At 47.8% G+C, this 19,176-nt stretch carries 17 protein-coding genes; 3 read left to right on the forward strand and 14 right to left on the reverse strand.

Features of this window, described 5'->3' with window-relative positions; genetic code table 11:
• Positions 1 to 109 precede the first annotated feature (109 nt).
• Complete coding sequence (locus EDI28_RS18080; protein WP_128785291.1) at positions 110 to 376, reverse strand: hypothetical protein; 267 nt, start codon at positions 374 to 376, stop codon at positions 110 to 112.
• Position 377: 1 nt separating this feature from the next.
• Entirely contained in the window at positions 378 to 1,535 is a 1,158-nt protein-coding gene (gene nhaA, locus EDI28_RS18085; protein WP_128785292.1) for a Na+/H+ antiporter NhaA, read from the reverse strand.
• Between the two features lie 484 nt (positions 1,536 to 2,019).
• On the opposite strand from nhaA, the gene EDI28_RS18090 reads away from it, so the two are divergent.
• Complete coding sequence (locus EDI28_RS18090) at positions 2,020 to 3,162, forward strand: Na/Pi symporter (RefSeq protein ID WP_128785293.1); 1,143 nt, start codon at positions 2,020 to 2,022, stop codon at positions 3,160 to 3,162.
• 129 nt (positions 3,163 to 3,291) lie between these two features.
• Here the strand turns inward: EDI28_RS18090 and EDI28_RS18095 are convergent, their stop codons facing one another.
• The 5 genes from EDI28_RS18095 to rppH all read right to left on the reverse strand — a co-directional run bounded on the left by EDI28_RS18095 (position 3,292) and on the right by rppH (position 8,748).
• The gene (locus tag EDI28_RS18095; protein WP_128785294.1) at positions 3,292 to 4,143 is read right to left on the reverse strand and encodes a thymidylate synthase; all 852 of its coding nucleotides are present in this window, start codon (positions 4,141 to 4,143) and stop codon (positions 3,292 to 3,294) included.
• 114 nt (positions 4,144 to 4,257) lie between these two features.
• A complete protein-coding gene (gene lgt, locus EDI28_RS18100; RefSeq protein ID WP_128785295.1) occupies positions 4,258 to 5,064 on the reverse strand; it encodes a prolipoprotein diacylglyceryl transferase in 807 nt (268 codons plus the stop codon).
• A 67-nt stretch (positions 5,065 to 5,131) separates the two neighbouring features.
• Positions 5,132 to 5,935 carry a sulfite exporter TauE/SafE family protein gene (locus tag EDI28_RS18105; protein WP_128785296.1) on the reverse strand — a complete coding sequence of 268 codons (804 nt, stop codon included), beginning with the start codon at positions 5,933 to 5,935 and terminating at the stop codon, positions 5,132 to 5,134.
• Positions 5,936 to 5,941: 6 nt separating this feature from the next.
• Positions 5,942 to 8,200 (reverse strand): phosphoenolpyruvate--protein phosphotransferase, encoded by a 2,259-nt coding sequence (gene ptsP / locus EDI28_RS18110; protein WP_128785297.1) that lies wholly within the window; start codon positions 8,198 to 8,200, stop codon positions 5,942 to 5,944.
• Between the two features lie 26 nt (positions 8,201 to 8,226).
• Positions 8,227 to 8,748, reverse strand: coding sequence for an RNA pyrophosphohydrolase (gene rppH / locus EDI28_RS18115; RefSeq protein WP_128785298.1), 522 nt, complete (start codon positions 8,746 to 8,748; stop codon positions 8,227 to 8,229).
• An 808-nt stretch (positions 8,749 to 9,556) separates the two neighbouring features.
• Here rppH and mutH point away from each other — a divergent pair.
• A complete protein-coding gene (mutH, locus tag EDI28_RS18120) occupies positions 9,557 to 10,225 on the forward strand; it encodes a DNA mismatch repair endonuclease MutH (protein ID WP_128785299.1) in 669 nt (222 codons plus the stop codon).
• On the opposite strand, the gene EDI28_RS18125 is transcribed toward mutH, so the two are convergent.
• Positions 10,220 to 10,522, reverse strand: coding sequence for a DUF6482 family protein (locus EDI28_RS18125; RefSeq protein WP_128785300.1), 303 nt, complete (start codon positions 10,520 to 10,522; stop codon positions 10,220 to 10,222). The two genes, mutH and EDI28_RS18125, sit on opposite strands and share 6 nt — an antisense overlap.
• 188 nt (positions 10,523 to 10,710) lie before the next feature.
• Between EDI28_RS18125 and EDI28_RS18130 the strand changes: the two genes are divergently transcribed.
• On the forward strand, positions 10,711 to 11,745 hold the full coding sequence (locus EDI28_RS18130; RefSeq protein WP_128785301.1) for an NADP(H)-dependent aldo-keto reductase: 1,035 nt from the start codon (positions 10,711 to 10,713) through the stop codon (positions 11,743 to 11,745).
• A 107-nt stretch (positions 11,746 to 11,852) separates the two neighbouring features.
• On the opposite strand, the gene EDI28_RS18135 is transcribed toward EDI28_RS18130, so the two are convergent.
• The 6 genes from EDI28_RS18135 to prfB all read right to left on the reverse strand — a co-directional run bounded on the left by EDI28_RS18135 (position 11,853) and on the right by prfB (position 19,068).
• Positions 11,853 to 12,098 carry a hypothetical protein gene (locus EDI28_RS18135; protein WP_128785302.1) on the reverse strand — a complete coding sequence of 82 codons (246 nt, stop codon included), beginning with the start codon at positions 12,096 to 12,098 and terminating at the stop codon, positions 11,853 to 11,855.
• 469 nt (positions 12,099 to 12,567) lie between these two features.
• Positions 12,568 to 13,905 carry a sigma-54-dependent transcriptional regulator gene (locus EDI28_RS18140; RefSeq protein WP_128785303.1) on the reverse strand — a complete coding sequence of 446 codons (1,338 nt, stop codon included), beginning with the start codon at positions 13,903 to 13,905 and terminating at the stop codon, positions 12,568 to 12,570.
• 232 nt (positions 13,906 to 14,137) lie between these two features.
• Positions 14,138 to 15,412, reverse strand: coding sequence for a dicarboxylate/amino acid:cation symporter (locus EDI28_RS18145; protein WP_128785304.1), 1,275 nt, complete (start codon positions 15,410 to 15,412; stop codon positions 14,138 to 14,140).
• A gap of 427 nt (positions 15,413 to 15,839) precedes the next feature.
• On the reverse strand, positions 15,840 to 16,262 hold the full coding sequence (locus EDI28_RS18150; protein WP_128785305.1) for a hypothetical protein: 423 nt from the start codon (positions 16,260 to 16,262) through the stop codon (positions 15,840 to 15,842).
• Positions 16,263 to 16,429: 167 nt separating this feature from the next.
• The gene (gene lysS / locus EDI28_RS18155; RefSeq protein ID WP_128785306.1) at positions 16,430 to 17,938 is read right to left on the reverse strand and encodes a lysine--tRNA ligase; all 1,509 of its coding nucleotides are present in this window, start codon (positions 17,936 to 17,938) and stop codon (positions 16,430 to 16,432) included.
• 31 nt (positions 17,939 to 17,969) lie between these two features.
• A protein-coding gene (prfB, locus tag EDI28_RS18160; RefSeq protein ID WP_128785307.1) for a peptide chain release factor 2 occupies positions 17,970 to 19,068 on the reverse strand; the annotation gives its coding sequence in 2 pieces (ribosomal slippage) (positions 17,970 to 18,992 and positions 18,994 to 19,068; 1,098 coding nt in all).
• Positions 19,069 to 19,176 lie beyond the last annotated feature (108 nt).

Consider the following 19,176-nt stretch of genomic DNA (forward strand, 5'->3'; position numbering starts at 1 on the left):
TTGCTAACTTCCCAGATATAAAAAAACCCCAGACGCGCAGCTTACGCTGAGCCTCCGGGGTCTTCAACCGTTATCACCATGGCTAATGATTTGCCATGGAAATATCTCGTCAGTTTGTTGACTGAATCGACTTTTTCTCAGGCTGGACAGTTTTACGGTAACGCTCTCCTACACGCTGCTCCAGTGCGCGAGAGCGGAAAGTCTCTTCCTGCCCCATCATCGCAGTGTCTTCAACGCTAGCCTTACCATGGCTAAGACCGGCCAGATAGGCCTGACAAACTTCCGTATTACTATTATTAATGCAACTATCATAATCAGGCGCCGCGATGGCAGCTGAAGATGCCAGAAATGCAACGGTTAGAAGATAACGCTTCATATTATGCCTCCGTTTTTGGCAGGGCACGGCTCAGTAAGAAATAACCCAATACAGCTGATACCGTTGACCCCAATAAGATCCCTAGACGTGAATAGGTACTGAAATCATCTGGTGCACCGACAAAGGCCAGCGACGAGATAAAGATAGACATGGTAAAGCCGATACCACACAGCACTGAGACTGCAAAGATATGGGTAAAACCAATGCCGTCAGGCAACCTGGCAATACCACTCTTCACCGCTAGGTAGCTAGCTGTAAAGATCCCAAGCGGCTTACCAACTAACAGGCCAAGAGCAATGCCCAGTGGCAACATCGATGTCAGGCTAGACACCGATACCCCTTCGAGCGATATACCAGCATTGGCAAAAGCAAACAATGGCAGAATCAAGAAAGCGACATATGGATGCAAAGCATGCTCTAGATGTTTCAGCGGAGAACGCTTCGCAGAGCTTCCATCCTCGCCCGAAAGCGGTATCGCAAAGCCAAGTACAACACCGGCTAGCGTGGCATGTACGCCAGACTTCAGCACACTGAACCATAAGATAAAGCCAACAACCAAATACCAGGACAGCTTAGTTACGTTCTTGGCATTCATCACAAACAATGCCGTCGTTGCCGCAAAGGCCACAGCCAGTGCCACTGTGGACAAATCGCTACTGTAGAACAGTGCAATGATCACAATAACGCCAAGGTCATCAATAATCGCCAATGCGAGTAAAAAGGCTTTCAGGGAAACCGGTACACGTGGACCTAGTAACGCCATAACACCCAATGCGAATGCAATATCCGTTGCGGCAGGAATTGCCCAGCCTTTGACAGCCATTGGATCGGCAAAGTTAAAGGCGACATATACTAAGGCCGGTGCCAGCATGCCCCCGACAGCAGCTATCGCCGGGAAGATTGCTTTCTCTTTGGTATTAAGGGCACCTTCAATCAGCTCACGCTTTACTTCCAAACCTATCAGCAGGAAGAAGACGGCCATCAGACCATCATTGATCCAATGCGACACTGAGAGGCCTGCCACATAAGAATGCAGCGTCCCGTTGTAAAGAGGCTCCAATGGCGAGTTCGCAACCATCATTGCGATCGCTGCAGCGACAATCAAAATAATGCCGCCAGCGGACTCTAACTTGAGAAAATTACGAATTGCATCGGTCATCGACCGTAACTCCTTTACATGAAACAAATATCACACCGAATATGTAAATTTAGTTTAGTCGTCACACTACTCATGTGAGAAATCGTTTGTTTAGAGATAAACACTCGGAAAAACCGAGCTATTGGACCACTTAGTAAGTAATATCCGCACAATAAGTTTTAGACTGTCATACAGCGTCATATTTCGTACTACCGATTGACTCAATAACGGGGAAAAGTAGCTGTTTTTGTTCAGTGGCAAAGCAAAAGATCTCGCTTCTTCCCCCTGTATGAAAGTAAATATTATACTCTTTAAAAACAAAAGTTTAACTTTAAAGGTAAAGTAATTATTACACTGAGGCAGACTCTATTCGCTCACAAAACATACACAAATTTACTTTATGACAGTGAGTGTCATATTTCTGAAATATTCGATCTCTACCATCGCCCCCAGATTTCAAAAAAATGAAACCCAAACGACATATCCTTGTCATGGAGAAATGATTATGACTACCCAAGCCACTACTGCTGAGCCAATGAACAGCTCTATGCGCTGGGTCCGCTGGGCAAATCTGGCGTTCATGCTTTACGTTCTACTTGTTGCTGTCTCGATGGTCAGCAGCGGCTTTAAATGGTCGGTAGGTGAACAAGCTAAAACGCTGTTTGAATTTGCATCCCACCCAGTTGCCGGTCTGATGATTGGCTTGGTGGCAACTTCGCTAATTCAATCGTCCAGTACTGTTACTTCGATTATTGTCGGCCTCGTGGCTGGTGGGTTACCTGTCGAAACGGCGATCCCGATGGTGATGGGCGCTAATATCGGCACAACAGTGACCAATACGCTTGTCAGTCTGGGCCACGCTCGCTGCAAAGACGAGTTCCGCCGTGCATTTGCAAGTGCAACCGTACATGATTTCTTCAACCTTCTAGCAGTTGCGATCTTCCTGCCGCTGGAAATGATGTTTGGCTTGCTTGAGAAAGTGTCTTCATGGCTCGTTTCGCCAATGATGGGTGCCGGCGATATGAGCATGAAGGGTCTTAACTTCATGAAACCACTAACCAAACCTGCTGTAGAAGTAGTGAAGGGCCCGCTGGAAGTAATGGGCAACATGGGTGGTATCGTACTTATCTTCATCGGTATCGCACTTATCTTCGTTGCCATCACGGCAATGGGTAAGCTAATGCGAAGCCTAATGGTTGGCCGTGCTCGTGAAATACTGAAAAGTGCGATTGGCCGCGGGCCGCTGCACGGTATTGCATCTGGTACTGTGGTTACTGTTTTGGTTCAGTCATCGTCAACAACAACTAGCCTAATGGTTCCGCTAGTAGGTACAGGTGTTCTAAAGGTACGTGATGTCTACCCATTCACACTGGGAGCAAACATCGGTACCTGTATCACGGCGCTACTGGCAGCAACCGCAATCTCCGGTGACTACGCTGTATTTGCCCTGCAAATTGCACTAGTACACCTGTCATTCAACGTAATGGCGACACTGTTTATCTTCGGTATCCCGACCTTGCGTGAACTACCGCTTAAAGCTGCCTTCTTCCTAGGCGAGCTCGCAACAAAGAGTAAAATGGCGGTAGCCGGCTACCTTGGCCTCGTGTTTATCGCGATTCCGAGTACGATCCTGGCCTTTACCGCCTAAGTACTCGCGACCAGACATTAACAAATATAAAAAAAGCCCCGTAATTCGGGGCTTTTTGTTGTCCTTAATTTCTATTTCGGGAAACCAAAGTATTTCAATGCTGAATTTTTGTAACCCGTAGAAACAATTTTATACAGAAAAAGGGTATTTGATCGGCTCGTGATGCTGGTAGCCCACCACTTCAAAATCATCCATCGTGACCCAGGTTTCCAAATCTTCGAGGCTTTTGATCTCAGGGTTGATAATCAGCTGCGGTGAGCCAAACGGCTCGCGCTTGAGCTGTACATCTCGCATCAGCTCCAGTTGATCTTCATAGATATGAGCATTGATGATCTTATGGTAGGCCTGACCGGGCTTCTTACCGGTTATCTGTGCCATCAATGCCAGCAAGGTATACACCTGGATTTGGTTAAAATTCAGGCCAAGCGGCACATCACAAGAACGCTGATAACTGGTGAGGTACAGAGTATCTCCCAGCAACGAAAAGGTATGGGTATGCATACAAGGACGCAGGCAGCCCATGTCGAACTCACCCGGATTATAAAACGTCAGTATTTCACCTCGGTCATCAATCCCCCGGCTCAGATCATCAACAATCTTCCGCAACTGGTCAATTGTCGAGCCATCCGACTTCTGCCAGCTGCGTCCCTGAACCCCATAGACCCGGCCCATATCATCATGGCCCTTCCGGTGTGGGTTATTCAGCCAAGCCTGATTGTCATTGGCATTCATGTCCCAGGTTTTAGTACCCAAAGCACGGAAATCTGCAGCATTATCATAGCCACGAATATAGCCGAGCAACTCTGCAATCGCGGCTTTCCAGAAGCTCTTACGCGTGGTGATTAGTGGGAATTGATTGTTTTCCACATCATAGGTCAAGTCGGCATTCACGACAGTCAGGCATCGCTTGCCAGTTCGTTCATTCTCAATCCAAACACCATCATCTACGATCCGCTGACACAGATCTAAATATTGTTTCATCTTCCCGCCCGTTCATCTCTAAGCTGCACCGGTAAGGTACAATTGCGCCCAATATTATCAGAATACAAAAAAGGCAGCACCCTGAAGTGCTGCCTTGATCCAATACGCTTTCTATTAGGCGGGTTTGTTTCTCGTCTGGGTTTTATACGCCCACAGCATCATCAACAGGCCGCCGATAACCATAGGTAGCGACAAGATCTGCCCCATGCTGATCCAACCGCCAAACAGCCCTAGGTGGGCATCTGGTTCACGGAAGTACTCGACAATAAAGCGGAAACTGCCGTAACCGAACAGGAACAGACCAGACACAGCTCCCGCAGGGCGCGGCTTGCGGATAAAGATATTCAGGATGATCAACAATACCAAGCCTTCGAGGAAAAACTCATACAGCTGCGACGGATGCCGCGGTAGCGGCCCACCTGTAGGAAAGATCATCGCCCACGGTACATCCGAGGTACGTCCCCACAGCTCACCGTTGATAAAGTTACCCAAGCGTCCGACACCTAGCCCGAACGGTACCAGCGGTGCAACAAAATCAGCCACATTGAAAAACGTCCGCCCTTGTTTGTGGGCATACCAGAACATCGCCGTGATCACACCCAGCAATCCGCCATGAAATGACATGCCTCCCGTCCATACCTTGAACAGATAGAGTGGGTTATCCAAAAACAAATCGAAATTATAAAAGAGCACATAGCCGATACGCCCACCAAGAACAACACCGAGGAAACCGGCAAACAACAAGTCGCTGACCTGCTCCCGGGTCCAGCCGCTGCCCGGCTTGTCGGCCCGATGGTTTGCCAACCACATAGCAAAAACAAAACCCAACAAATACATCAGTCCGTACCAGCGTATGGCTAATGGACCAATTTCAATCAAAATGGGGTCAATGTTTGGAAACGTCAAATAACCTTGGCTCATTCAATCAATCTCAAAAATAGGGGCAAGGAACTGGTTATTAACCATCAACTCTTACCGCTGTAAGCAATTATCCCAAAAACATCTCCGCGCTGATAAACAGCAAGAAGACGGCAAAAATCTTTTTCAATGTCATGGTCGGCAAACGGCTGACCAATGCAGCACCATAACGGGTTGTGATCATTGAAGTCATCACAATCCCCATTAATGCCGGAAAATAAACATAACCAATACTCATGGCAGGCAGAGTCTCATCACCGATACCGGCGGCAATAAACCCCATCATTCCCGCGACTGCAATCAATGCACCGGATAATGAAGCACACCCGATGGCACGACGCATTTCAACACCATGCCAGCTGAGATACGGAACCGTCAGTGATCCTCCTCCGATCCCAGCTAAGCTCGACACTACACCGATCACCCCGCCACTGCATACCGTTGCCATTGGTCCCGGCAATTGACGCAGACTGGAGATCCGCATTGAGACCAGCATTTGCAATGCCAATAGTAGTACAATAACCGCAAATATTTTCGGCAGCAGCGCCGTCGGTACCAACTCAGCGATAGCACTGCCGCCAAGCCCACCAACAATCACCCCCGGGGCCAAAGATTTCACAATCGTGAAATCCACATTACCCAGCTTGATGTGGTTACGGGCGGACGAGCCAGAGGTCAATACAATACTGGCGAGTGATGTGGCCAACGCAATATGCATTACCAGCTCACTTTCAATACCTGCCTGCGGTAACAACCAAACCAGCGCCGGCACAACCAGCAGTCCACCACCAATTCCCAGCAAACCGGCCAGCAAGCCGACACAGCTCCCTAAGCCCAGACACATGGCAAATAGCCATAATACGTTATCTATCATTTTAACCTACTGCTTACCGGCCCGGATAAACCCACCCAAGCCACGCTCGTCGACAAACTCAGTTGTTCTGGTACGCACATCATCAGCGAATGTCGCCTTCAAAGCAAATCGACTTAGCTGCTCCATCTCGCTGACCGAAATATGACGCAGAATATACTTAATTCTGGCGACATTGCGGGTATTCATACTCAACGAGCGATACCCCATTCCAACCAACAACAGCGCCCCAACCGGATCACCTGCGAGTTCACCACAGACACTCACCGGTATATTCAAGGCATTACTGGTGTCGATAATGTGCTTCATAGCATGGAGTACCGCCGGGTGCAGTGCATCATAGACACTTGCCACCCGTGAATTGTTCCGATCAACGGCCAATAAATATTGAGTCAGATCGTTGCTGCCGACAGAAATAAAATCCACTTTTCCTTTTAGCGCCGGCAGCTGGTATAAGATCGACGGTACCTCAATCATGATCCCGAGCCTTGGCCGCTTCAACACCTTTCCCTGCTCTTTGGCATAACACGCGACTTCTCTATAGGCACGGTCAATCAATGCGTTAGATTCATCAAGTTCAGCAATTCCGGATATCATCGGCAGTAAAATATCCATATTTTCTAGTCCGATACTTGCTTTCAGCATCGCTCTGACCTGAATCAGGAAAATCTCAGGATGATCAAGCGTAAAACGAATACCCCGCCAGCCCAGAAAAGGGTTATCTTCTTCGATGGTCAGGTACGGCAGAGGCTTGTCACCACCGACATCCAAGGTCCGCATTACCACCTGTTTATCATGGTAGGTCGATAAAATAGCCCGGTACTGCACCGTTTGTTCTTCTTCAGATGGGAAGCTGCGCTGCAATAAAAAGGGAACTTCCGTTCGATAGAGCCCAACCCCATCCACACCTTGGTTCACAGCAATACTGGTATCGGCGCTCAGCCCGGCATTGAGGTGAATATGAATACGCTGGTTATCCCGCGTATAAGAGGCCTTGCCGAGCTCCTCTTCTACAGTTTGGGTCAGCTCGTTTTCTTCTTTGAGCAGGCGATTGTATTCTGCGAGTACGTGCCGATTCGGATTGACCAGGAAATCCCCCCGATATCCGTCAACGATCACCTGACAATTGTGAACTTTCTCAGGAATAAAATCGACGCCCATAATCGCCGGCAAACCAAGAGCCCTCGAGAGAATCGCGGCATGAGAGTTCGCCGCCCCTTCCTGCGCGACAACCGCCGCCAGCTTATCTCGGGGAATACTGGCCAGCATGGCCGCTGTCAGCTCACGTGTCAGTAAGACAACCGGTTCATCCCACTGGTGTTCGGTCACATCATCATTATGGAGGAAAAACAGCAGGCGCTGGCCAAGTTCTCGGATATCTTGCGCCCGCTCTTTGAGGTAGTCATCTTTCATGTTGGCAAAGCGATCAGAGTAAGCCTCGACAACTTGGCGGATAGCCCATTCAGCCAAATCACCACCGACAACCTTGGCAAACAGATCTTTACGCAACATTGGATCATTGAGCAAGTGGCTGAACAAATCAAAAATCGCCAGCGTTTCTTTATGCAGCTCGCTGTCGAAACGCTTTCGCAACCGACGGAATTCGGCACTGGCAAGTTCAATCGCAATGCTCAGTCTTTCCTGTTCAGCTTCTATATCCAGACAAGACGCCGGCAGCACCTGCTCTAGCCGTGGCTGGTTATCATCCCACCAGGCGCGTGCAACCGCTACTCCAGTAGAAGCAGCGGAACCAATCAGGTGCAGCCCATCACGTTGGTCCGGCCACATTCCCTGCGCCTTGGCATGAGCAAATATCACCGCCAACTGGGCTGCCAGCGTCACCATGAAAGACTCTTCGCTTTCATCAAACTCACGTCGCTGTTGCTGCTGAATAACCAGTACGCCTAAGACCTGGCGCTGATGAATAATAGGCGTACCGAAGAAGGAACCGAAAGACTCTTCACCAATACCGGGAAAATGTTTGAAATGAGGATGATGCCTGGCATCTGCGACATTAATAGGTTCGGCCCGGCTACCAACCAGCCCAACCAGGCCTTCACCAAAAGCTAGCTCTATCTGGTAGTGGGGCTTTGTCAGCCCCTGTGTTGCCATCAGGGTAAATTGCTGTCGCTCGTGATCAGCAATATAGACAGAACAGCACTCTGTCTTCATTGCCCGGCAGGTACTGACAACAAGTTGATCAAGCGCTTCAATTAAACTTGGGGCGCTTGCGACCTTCTCAACAATTTCTCTAAGCTGCGTCAGCATAATAAACCCTATTCGGTAATCCTGAGTTATCCCCGCTTGCCTCTGCGCTTTATCTTGCGCTCTTTTCTCTCCTTAAACGGCATAGCCATCGCCGCAAACTCTTTTAGCGCCCGCCGATAGACATCACGCTTAAAAGAGACGACTTGTCGAACCGGGTACCAGTAACTCACCCAACGCCAACCATCAAACTCAGGTGTGCTGCCACGCTGCATATTCACCTTTGACTCATCACATTCCAAGCTGAGCAAAAACCATTTTTGCTTTTGCCCGATACAAACAGGTTTAGAGTCCCACCTTACAAGACGTTTAGGTAATTTATAACGTAGCCAGTGTCGACTTGACGCTAAAATTCGGACATCTTTTTTAGTAAGCCCTACTTCCTCGTACAATTCCCGGAACATGGCCTGCTCAGGGGTTTCCCCTTCATCAATACCACCTTGCGGAAACTGCCAGGAATGTTGTCCATATCGTCGAGCCCAGAATACTTGGCCATGGCTATTACAGATCACAATCCCTACATTAGGGCGGTATCCATCGCCATCAATCACTGGACGACCTCAAGTATAAATATCTATTAACAGTGATTTTTTCACAGACGATGCAACGGGTAAACAAACATTCTAATTAATAACCATTTTTTCCTACCTAGCACTCAATTTCTGGATAACTTCGAACACCTGGCGAGTTTATAAACAAACAAATGAGACCTATGCCACATTTATACACGCTTTCTGTGGATAGATTTGTGCAGAAACCCTATATCAGTCGTATTCACTCATGTCTCCAGCAAATAAAACCTTTGTACCAGCATAAAACAAAAAAAATAAACATTCTAAAAAACAATGAAATAAGTCATCACACAAGACCTGATATTACTATTTTTCAAAGATCTTCCGTTTAGGTAAAACAGATCGGTTAAAGATCAACCAACAGCTGCTTTATCCACATCACACACCACGAACAGCTGTTTTTTTACTCGCCACACTGTGCAAAATCTCCCCACACACCTGGATAAATAACCAGATAGCGATAATTTAAAATAATTGCTCAAGCATCCTGTGGATATCTTTGTAAAAGATCCTTACATTCCTCTTTTATAAGCTTGTCTTTCGCAAACCAGAGCGCCTTCAGCTCTTTTTCCAACCCTAACAAATCAATTTAATTCAACATGTTATAACTACAACCAGTACACTGCATCAGTGATCTTCCAACTGCAACCATGAAGATCGTACGATATTCAACCACTTTGAACGTCGTCACTTCCTGTTCTTCTTTCGTACTATTATCAGCATAGAAGTGCTGTGGTAGTATGCCCGGTTCCAACGACTATTAGCACGAGAGTGCCTTTATATTAATATGCGCCCAACTCCACAAACTGAGCTAGAGCTCCTTGGCCGCGCTCGTGATTTGGCTGGCCTGTCGCTAGGCGAGCTTGCCCTGCAGGCCGATATCGTTACACCTCCGGATCTAAAACGAGACAAAGGCTGGGTCGGTCAGTTGCTGGAGTGGCACCTCGGCGCTACCGCAGGAAGTAGACCTATCCCTGATTTTGTTGAGCTTGGTATCGAGTTGAAAACGATCCCGATTGGCTACAACGGCAAACCACTAGAGACAACTTTTGTCTGTGTTGCACCGCTCATTGGCCTCCAGGGCCTCAGTTGGGAAAATAGCCATATCCGTCACAAACTGGCAAAGGTATTATGGATCCCCGTTGAAGGAGAGCGTGACATCCCCCTGGCAGACCGGCATGTTGGCTCACCTTTATTATGGAGCCCGTCAGCCGATGAAGAGCAACGGTTACGCAGGGACTGGGAAGAATTGATGGATATGATTGTGCTTGGGCATGTCGAACAAATTACAGCACGCCACGGCGAGATCTTGCAGCTACGACCAAAAGCAGCAAACAGCAAGGCACTGACAGAAGCCTATGGTGCCAATGGCCAGCCGATCAAAACCCTGCCACGTGGCTTTTACCTAAAAACCCACTTTACCGCAGAGCTACTTGAGCGCTACTTCATTTTATAGTGAAATTGTCATATCTTCCCGACAGTCAGATACTTTGCCATCGGCAGAAAACTCGTCATAGGGGTCCGTCACTCGTAATATCACTGAAGTGATCCCCAACGGACGAAGTAAATCTTTCACCTGCTCGATAGACTGAAAACGAACCATCTCGTCATTATCATCCTTCAAGGGCTCAAGCTGATGCTTGAACTCAACTTCCATTAAGTAATCCGAGCACCCCGCATAGCTAGTCACAATGCATTTCGGAACTTTTCCATCATCGACTTTAAGCCAGTGCTTCAACTGCGATAGTTTCATTACATCTCCCCGGAGCCTGTCAGACCATCAGATATTTTACTGTTCCAGTGTATAACTATGTGTCACGGTAACCATATCGGCAAGATATAGCTGACATATTAAGTCCCTGCCTTGTTCAGTATTTCGTCTTCTCAGTCTCCAATAGACAGGTTATATTCAATAGATAGCAACCAGTCCAAGGAGGGCTTATGGAATACCACCGACTCCCCCATTCCTCGCTCGAAGTCAGTAAGATCTGCCTCGGAACCATGACATTTGGCGAGCAGAACAGCGAAGCGGAAGCGCACAGCCAATTAGACTTGGCAATTGAGCGCGGGGTAAACTTCATCGACACTGCTGAGATGTACCCAGTCCCACCAACACCGGGCACGCAAGGACTCACCGAAAGCTATATTGGCAACTGGCTAAAAAAATCAGGAAAGCGAGATAAAGTAGTGCTGGCAACCAAGGTCACCGGCCCTAGAGGCCTGCCTTATATCCGTGAAAAAATGGCACTGGATCGGCGCAATATCCATGATGCGATTGAAACCAGCCTCAACCGCCTGCAAACCGATTATATCGATCTCTACCAAATCCACTGGCCACAACGGGAAACCAACTGCTTTGGCAGCCTGAACTATCAATACACAGAGGACCATTCTGGCACTACGATTACTGATAGTCTGGAAGCTCTGGCCGAACTGGTACGTTCCGGTAAAATTCGCTATATCGGCCTGTCCAATGAAACACCGTGGGGCGTTATGTCATTTCTTCGCTTGGCCGAGAAACACAATCTTCCTCGCGTGATCACTATCCAGAATCCTTATAACCTCCTTAACCGCAGTTTTGAGATCGGGTTATCGGAAATTAGCCACCATGAAGGGGTTGAGTTACTCGCATATTCACCGTTGGCATTCGGTATACTGAGCGGCAAATATCTCAATGGCGCTCGACCAGAAGGTGCCCGCTGCACTCTGTTCGAAAGATTCTCACGCTATTTTAACCCGCAAGGTATTGCTGCGACCCAAGCCTATATCGACATAGCCAACAGGCACGGCCTGGATCCTGCCAAGATGGCTCTCGCCTTCGTTAATCAGCGTCCTTTCGTTGCCTCCAATATAATCGGGGCGACAAGCCTTGAACAGCTTGAGGCCAATATCGACAGTGTCAACCTCGCGCTTGGCAGTGAGGTGCTGGCCGATCTGGAAGAGGTGGGGATCACCTACTCCAATCCTTGCCCGTAGATACCGCTGTACCCTTCAAAAAAAGCCCCCGTCAAACAACGGGGGCCCAGCTAAATTAAATCGAGTCATCGCGCCTTACTCATACCGCTGAGAATAAGGCGCGACTATTACGTCACGAGTCGCGACTTATAATCCCGTCTCAGATGACGAACCATACGACCGGCCTTATCTGAAACAAGATAATTTTCCACACGATGATCTTTACCTACCCCGATATCCTGTAGCAGGTGTTCAGACAAGTGGGGAATATCAATACGGATCCGACGGTGCGCGCGACGCCAGGCGGCATCTTCACGATGAACGTCAAGACGAATTAATAAAACGGCGATACGCAAATAGATTGATTGGCGCATAGTAGTGCTCTCCATTAGATAGATTATCGGAGGGACACAGATACTGCCGAAATAAGCTGACAACTTAGCTAGCCGCGACAGATATCCGCGGCCCATTTACACAGCAGATTGCTGTTATTGGCTGGTGTGTTTCAAGACATCACCAGCAGGACGCAGACAATTCAAGATACTGATAGTCTTCATATTTTCCTCCTGGTAATAAATAAGAATGGGATAAAGTTGGGTTATTTTAACCAGCCAAACGAATAAAACAAGTATATATTATCACCTAAATGCATAAACATACTTTATGCTAGCATTGCTGTTTCAAGCGCTTACATTTCATAACAATGGTCTGGCTCTGGTCAAAAATACAGCATTAATTCATCATCATCGTTCCGCATGAAACGTCGGATTATCTTTCTATCTCAGTGTATTACAGCCTCGGCATAAGCAATAAAAGCGCTCTGTGGCGCTTTTATTGTGATCATCAGCTCTGCCGGAAATGCCGGGGAGGCGGGACCAAATCATGCTTGTTCAGCAGACGGTACATCGTCGCACGTGACACGCCAAGCTCACGAGCGGCTGCAGAAATTTGTCCCTTGTTATTCTCCAATACCGTCAGCAGCGCACTACGCTCAGACTCCTCACGGATGGTCTTCAGGCTCTGCTTGTCATCACTCATACGGGGCAGATCGAGATGATCAGCTTCAATCACCTTGGTTTCTGTCAGTAAGATAGCCCGTTTAAGCTGGCTGATCAGCTCACGGACATTACCCGGCCACGGATAACTCAGCAGCAGCTTTTTGGCATCTTCCGACAAGGACTTGGCCATGCTGTTGTACTGGCGGGAGAACTTCAGCAGCAAGTACTCCGCCAACAACACAATATCATCCCCCCTTTCACGCAGTGCCGGGACGGCGAGGCCAAGCACATTCAGGCGGTAGTAAAGATCCTCACGAATTTTGCCCTCTGCCAACAACTCTTCGAGCGAATAGCGGGTTGAGACAATCAAACGAAGATCCGACTGCACCTGACGCCCGCAAACCGTCATAAAACAGCCGTCTTGCAATAAGCACAATAGCTCTTGTTGCCGTTCATCATTAAGCATGGATATTTCATCAAGAAATAACACGCCCTTGTCGGCGGATGCAAAACAGCATCGGCCTGGATCGGCCGAATTACCCTCATCGATGAGCCACGAGGCATTGAGTGATTCGCAGCTGACACCGACAAACGCAGCCTTGGCTCTCGTTGATGCCTGATGGATCGCCTGTGCAACCAGTTCTTTGCCTGTGCCGATTTCGCCCTGCACAAATACCGGCATATCTGCAGCGGCCATACGTTTTACCTGATGACGCAGCTTTTTCATTGCGGCGGTATTGCCCTGCAACCCGTGCTGGCCAAACTGACCGAGCTCTGGCCATACCTTGCGCTCCAGCCTCAGCATTCCCAGCTGATGACCTATGGTTTTTAATAACTGGGATTCGGGTACTGGCGAGGTAAAATAATCAATACAAAAGTTGACAATAAACTGGCAGGTAGCTTCAGTATCAAGTTGCTCCTCACGCACCAACGCCAACCAGCGCGCTTGTTTGTTTCGGTTAACCACCCCGGCAATACCATTTAGGCTGAAGTTATCCTGGGTAAGGTCAACCACACCAATGCAGGGGCCCACTTCCAATAACAATGATTCGGCAGTACGAAGATCACAGCAACGATGGCAGCGCCAACCTGCCTGTTCTAATGTCGTTATCCAGGGTATGTTATTGCCCCCTAGAACGATTAATGTTCCCAGGGCTGAAGCTCGCTTCAATTCTGTCTTCATTCCTTTTCCGCCTTTCCATCTGCCTGTTATCAAAAACCAAAACCAGTTTCTAACTGGCTTTGGCTTATTGCTGCAATAAAACCATCACTTACTTGATGATAAGTCGCTCTCTCAAAATAATGCAACTCGTTTACTATTATAATTAATATCTTGGTAATGGTTTCACATTATTTATCGTACCAAAACGCAAAAAGCGCCCGAAGGCGCTTTTAAATCATCATCTTACTGTGAGTTAACTCACTGTTACTGTCTCGGCCGGAGCATCGGACGTTTCAATACCAATTTCATTCTCACTTTTCGCTACGATGGTATTAACAGCAGTATCACCGACCACGTTTGAACTAGTACAGAACATATCGTTGATACGGTCAACAGCAGCGACAATCGCTAGACCTTCTGGCGGTAGACCTAGTTGGTGAAGCAACACACCAACCATAACCACACCACCACCAGGAACACCACCAGCACCGATAGACAGCAGCAAAATAGTCAGCCCCAGAGTAAACAGGTCAGCACTGTTGATAGGTTGGCCAAAAGCGTTAGCAACGAAGATAGTCGCCAATGCGATATAGATAGATACGCCCGACATGTTCATAGTCGCACCGAGCGGTACACCAAAACCAGCAACTGACTTCGACACACCAATCTTATCTGTCAGAGTGCGCATCGTAACCGGAATGGTTGCATTCGAGCTTGCTGTTGATAGAGAGAACAGGATCTGCTCACGGGTATGACGCAGGAACTGAGACGGTTTGATCCCCGTAGTCAGACCAACCATCATCGGATAGAAGAAGAAAATCCAGAACACCAACATGGCTACAACTAGTGCGACATAACCAGCGACCGACATCAAGGTGTTGCCATCCAGTGTAGCACCAAGCTGAATCATCAGGGCAAATACACCAAACGGTGCCAGGCTCATCACCAGGCCAACCAGCTTCATCATAATTTCATTAGCCATCTTGAATGTCTTGATGGCTGGGCCACCGCGACTATCAAGAGCCTGAATAGCAAGACCTGTCAGAATAGCCATGAAGATAATTTGCAACATATCTCCACTGGCAAAAGCTTGTACTGGGTTGCTAGGGACGATGTTAACAATCAGTGAAAAAATGTCCGGGGTTTCAGTCGTTGTCAGCTCAACGGCTTCTGAGACCGTACCTGCCAAGTTCGCATCTGCACCTGGCTGGAAAATCATCCCAACCGTCAGGGCAGCAGTAATCGCGATGATGGTATTAATAATGTAGAGACCAAAGGTTTTACCACCCAAGCGACCAAATGCCGTGATGTCTTTCAGATCAACGATACCGCATACAATCGAGACATAAACCAATGGCACGACCAATAGCTTAATGAGTGATACGAACATCCCGCCAGCACCTTCGGCCAAGCCAAGTGCGTAGGTATCCATCAATGTCACGCCGTTAAACAGGTACTGAATTGCGGTACCGATAATCAGACCAGCAAATAGGCCTGCAAATATTTTTCCTGATAGCGATTTCTTCATCGTCCATCTCCAGTAGGTTGTGCTTGTTTAAGTTTTACTTACTTCCTGTTCCCACTGTTCTTCGTGGGTTGGGCGACATTTTACACAGATCAATTCGACTGGAAAGAATAATCTTTACAAATAAATCACAAACCAAACACAAAATTAAACACTATTAGATCAAACAAATTACAGCATAACAGGCTAAATCATTTAGATATCTGAAACTTATCAGTAAGAGAAATAGAACAATATTCGCAGAATATCATTCTGTTTATGAAGGCGGAAAATACTGGTAATGTGAATTAAATCACACACATTAATCCACTATAGGAATAAAAAGTGAACATTTTCCACTATTGGAAATCGGGGAAGGCGTAAGAAAAGCACCTCTCCTTGCCGCTTTCTCAGTCGCGGCAACTGAAGAGGTGGTAAAATTTAGCAATAATTAGCTATCTTTAGACTGTTCGATCTGGGCACAAATTTCTGTTGTAACAACATCCGTGGTGAAACCGGCATTGCCGACGTACCAATAGCGTACACCCAATCCATGGTCTATTACGCCACCAAACTGCTCGCAAACGTATGGAAAGACATCTTTTTCCGCTTCTGATTTACGTATATTCCAATACCAGCGCGGATTGGGTAAGCGGTAAACAACCGTCAACAAAGACGCAGCTTCGTCAAACTGGAAAGTCTGGACACCACCTCGGAACGGCGTGGAGGGCTGATCATTCAGCGTATTGAGTTTTGCTTTGTATTCGTCAGGCAGGTTGCCGACAAAATCCGACGGTGGCGGAACTAGCTTGGTTGTCATACAACCAGATAACAAAGTAGTAGCAATGGCCAATGACGCAATGCGGAATTTCATGGTAATCCCTTATTGTTGATTATTCGGGGCAAGAATTGATTTGCCGGCAATAATACACTAACCAGATGCAATAAGGGGTATATCTTTCTGATAAAGCTCTGATTTTTTATATAAAAAAGCCACCCTCGGGGGGTGGCTTATGATATCGAGACATACCTTATCAGGTATTAAGCATTGCTCTGAGGGCGCATTGCCGGGAACAAAATCACGTCACGAATCGTGTGCGTGTTGGTAAACAGCATCACCAGACGGTCGATACCAATACCCTGGCCAGCTGTCGGTGGCAGGCCGTGCTCCAGTGCCGTAATGTAGTCGGCATCGTAGTACATTGCTTCATCATCACCGGCGTCTTTAGCATTAACCTGTGCCTTGAAACGCTCGTCTTGGTCTTGTGCATCGTTAAGCTCAGAGAAGCCATTCGCGACTTCGCGGCCACCGATAAAGAACTCAAAACGGTCAGTAATGAAGTCGTTATCATCATTACGACGCGCCAGCGGAGAAATATCTGCTGGGTACTCAGTGATGAACGTTGGCTGCATTAGCTGAGGCTCAGCCGTTTCACCAAAGATCTCTTCCAGTAGCTGACCACAGGTCCAGAACTTCTCAACGTAGATATCTAAACCACGAGCGATGTCTGCCATGTGCTCACGATCAGCAACTTGCTCATAAGTCAGCGCCTGGATCACAGCATGGTCGGGATTGTACAGTTTGATTGCATCTAGCATGCTCATACGAGTGTATGGACCACCAAAGTCAATCTCATGTTCACCGTATGGTAGTTTTGGCGAACCACAAAGATCCGTCGCGATGCTGCTTAGCATTTCTTCGGTCAGATCCATCAGATCGTTGTAGTCTGCATACGCCATATAGAATTCCATCATAGTGAATTCAGGGTTATGGCGAGGAGACAAACCTTCGTTACGGAAGTTACGGTTAATTTCGAACACACGCTCGAAGCCACCAACAACCAATCGCTTCAGGTAAAGCTCTGGTGCAACACGCAGGTACATATCGATATCTAGCGCATTATGGTGCGTAATGAACGGACGTGCTGTCGCGCCACCCGGGATCACGTGCATCATTGGCGTTTCAACTTCCATGAAACCTTTCGTGGTCATGAAGTTACGGATCGCGCTGACAACACTAGAACGCATCATCATAGCTTTGCGAGAGTCTTCGTTAACAATCAGGTCAACGTAACGCTGGCGATAGCGCATTTCCTGATCCGTTAGGCCGTGGAATTTTTCCGGAAGCGGACGCAATGCTTTAGTCAGCAAAACGTACTCATCCATGTTCACGTAAAGATCGCCTTTACCTGACTTATGCAGTGCACCTTTAATACCGATGATGTCACCGATATCCAAGCCAGAGTATTTTTCTTTAAGCTCTTTCTGAACCGTTTTGTCAGCGTATGCCTGGATACGACCAGACACATCCTGGATCGCCAGGAATGGACCACGCTTGGCCATAATACGGCCTGCGATAGCAACTACGTTGCCCGCTTCTTCCAGCTCTTCTTTCGATAGTTCGCCAAATTTAGCCTGCAGGTCTGCCGCTAAGCTATCGCGACGGAAATCATTCGGGTGGCCAGAAGCCTTACAGTTCTCGCGAATCATATCCAGTTTCGCGCGACGCTCGGCAATCAGCTTATTCTCATCTTGTAATTGATCAGTCATGGGTTAACCTTAAATTTTTAACCGAATTCGGTTACAGACCTGATTTCAGGCTAGCTTCAATAAAACGGTCTAAGTCACCGTCCAGTACCGCTTGGGTGTTACGATTTTCCACCCCGGTACGCAAATCTTTAATACGGGAGTCATCCAGTACGTATGAACGGATCTGGCTGCCCCAGCCAATGTCAGACTTCGAATCTTCGTTGGCCTGCTTCTCAGCATTTTGTTTTTGCATCTCAAGCTCGAACAGTTTTGCTTTCAGCTGTTTCATCGCCTGATCTTTGTTCTTGTGCTGAGAACGGTCATTCTGGCACTGCACCACAGTATTGGTCGGTAGGTGAGTAATACGCACCGCAGACTCGGTGGTGTTGACGTGCTGACCACCCGCACCGGATGCACGGTATACGTCGATACGCAAATCTGATGGATTAATATCGATGGCAATGTTGTCATCAACTTCAGGGTAAATAAACGCTGAGGCAAATGAGGTATGACGACGTCCGCCTGAATCGAACGGTGATTTACGTACCAGACGGTGGACACCGGTTTCGGTACGCAGCCAACCGTAAGCATACTCGCCACTAATACGGACGGTTGCTGACTTCAGGCCTGCGACTTCACCTTCGGACACTTCGATAACTTCAGTCTTGAAGCCCTTCGCATCTGCCCAACGCAAATACATGCGCAGCAGCATCGAGGTCCAGTCCTGAGCCTCAGTGCCACCAGAGCCCGCCTGAAGGTCGATATAACAATCTGATTCGTCGTGGTCGCCAGCAAACATTCGGCGGAATTCCAGCTTAGCAAGCTTGGCTTCCAGTTCAGCCAGTTCCGGCTCGATCTCGTCAAATGTTTCCTGATCGGCTTCTTCAACGGCCAGCTCAAGCAGACCTTCAACGTCTTCAACGCCTTGATCCAGCTGATCGATAGTATCAACCACAGCCTCTAGTGCTGCGCGTTCTTTACCCAGAGCCTGAGCACGCTCTGGCTCATTCCATACATCTGGTTGCTCTAGCTCTGCATTGACCTCTTCTAGATGCTCTTTCTTGGCATCATAGTCAAAGGTACCCCCTAAGGATATCAGTACGTACTGACACATCCTCAAGTCGGTTTTTAATAGGATTAATCTCGAACATTGCCACTCTTCATAGCCGAAACGGACATAACCGATGAATTCTATCGAATTGTAGATAGAATATACAGAGGAGAAGAAAGGTTATCGATGAATTTATTTTTCAACCTTA

Source organism: Photobacterium chitinilyticum (genome assembly GCF_004104355.1).
Taxonomy (GTDB): domain Bacteria; phylum Pseudomonadota; class Gammaproteobacteria; order Enterobacterales; family Vibrionaceae; genus Photobacterium; species Photobacterium chitinilyticum.

Bases quoted from the DNA above. Each gene is read 5' to 3' on its own strand.
- EDI28_RS18080 (WP_128785291.1), bottom strand. From the start codon at position 376: ATGAAGCGTTATCTTCTAACCGTTGCATTTCTGGCATCTTCAGCTGCC.
- nhaA (WP_128785292.1), bottom strand. From the start codon at position 1,535: ATGACCGATGCAATTCGTAATTTTCTCAAGTTAGAGTCCGCTGGCGGC.
- EDI28_RS18090 (WP_128785293.1), top strand. From the start codon at position 2,020: ATGACTACCCAAGCCACTACTGCTGAGCCAATGAACAGCTCTATGCGC.
- EDI28_RS18095 (WP_128785294.1), bottom strand. From the start codon at position 4,143: ATGAAACAATATTTAGATCTGTGTCAGCGGATCGTAGATGATGGTGTT.
- lgt (WP_128785295.1), bottom strand. From the start codon at position 5,064: ATGAGCCAAGGTTATTTGACGTTTCCAAACATTGACCCCATTTTGATT.
- EDI28_RS18105 (WP_128785296.1), bottom strand. From the start codon at position 5,935: ATGATAGATAACGTATTATGGCTATTTGCCATGTGTCTGGGCTTAGGG.
- ptsP (WP_128785297.1), bottom strand. From the start codon at position 8,200: ATGCTGACGCAGCTTAGAGAAATTGTTGAGAAGGTCGCAAGCGCCCCA.
- mutH (WP_128785299.1), top strand. From the start codon at position 9,557: ATGCGCCCAACTCCACAAACTGAGCTAGAGCTCCTTGGCCGCGCTCGT.
- EDI28_RS18125 (WP_128785300.1), bottom strand. From the start codon at position 10,522: ATGAAACTATCGCAGTTGAAGCACTGGCTTAAAGTCGATGATGGAAAA.
- EDI28_RS18130 (WP_128785301.1), top strand. From the start codon at position 10,711: ATGGAATACCACCGACTCCCCCATTCCTCGCTCGAAGTCAGTAAGATC.
- EDI28_RS18135 (WP_128785302.1), bottom strand. From the start codon at position 12,098: ATGCGCCAATCAATCTATTTGCGTATCGCCGTTTTATTAATTCGTCTT.
- EDI28_RS18140 (WP_128785303.1), bottom strand. From the start codon at position 13,905: ATGAAGACAGAATTGAAGCGAGCTTCAGCCCTGGGAACATTAATCGTT.
- EDI28_RS18145 (WP_128785304.1), bottom strand. From the start codon at position 15,412: ATGAAGAAATCGCTATCAGGAAAAATATTTGCAGGCCTATTTGCTGGT.
- EDI28_RS18150 (WP_128785305.1), bottom strand. From the start codon at position 16,262: ATGAAATTCCGCATTGCGTCATTGGCCATTGCTACTACTTTGTTATCT.
- lysS (WP_128785306.1), bottom strand. From the start codon at position 17,938: ATGACTGATCAATTACAAGATGAGAATAAGCTGATTGCCGAGCGTCGC.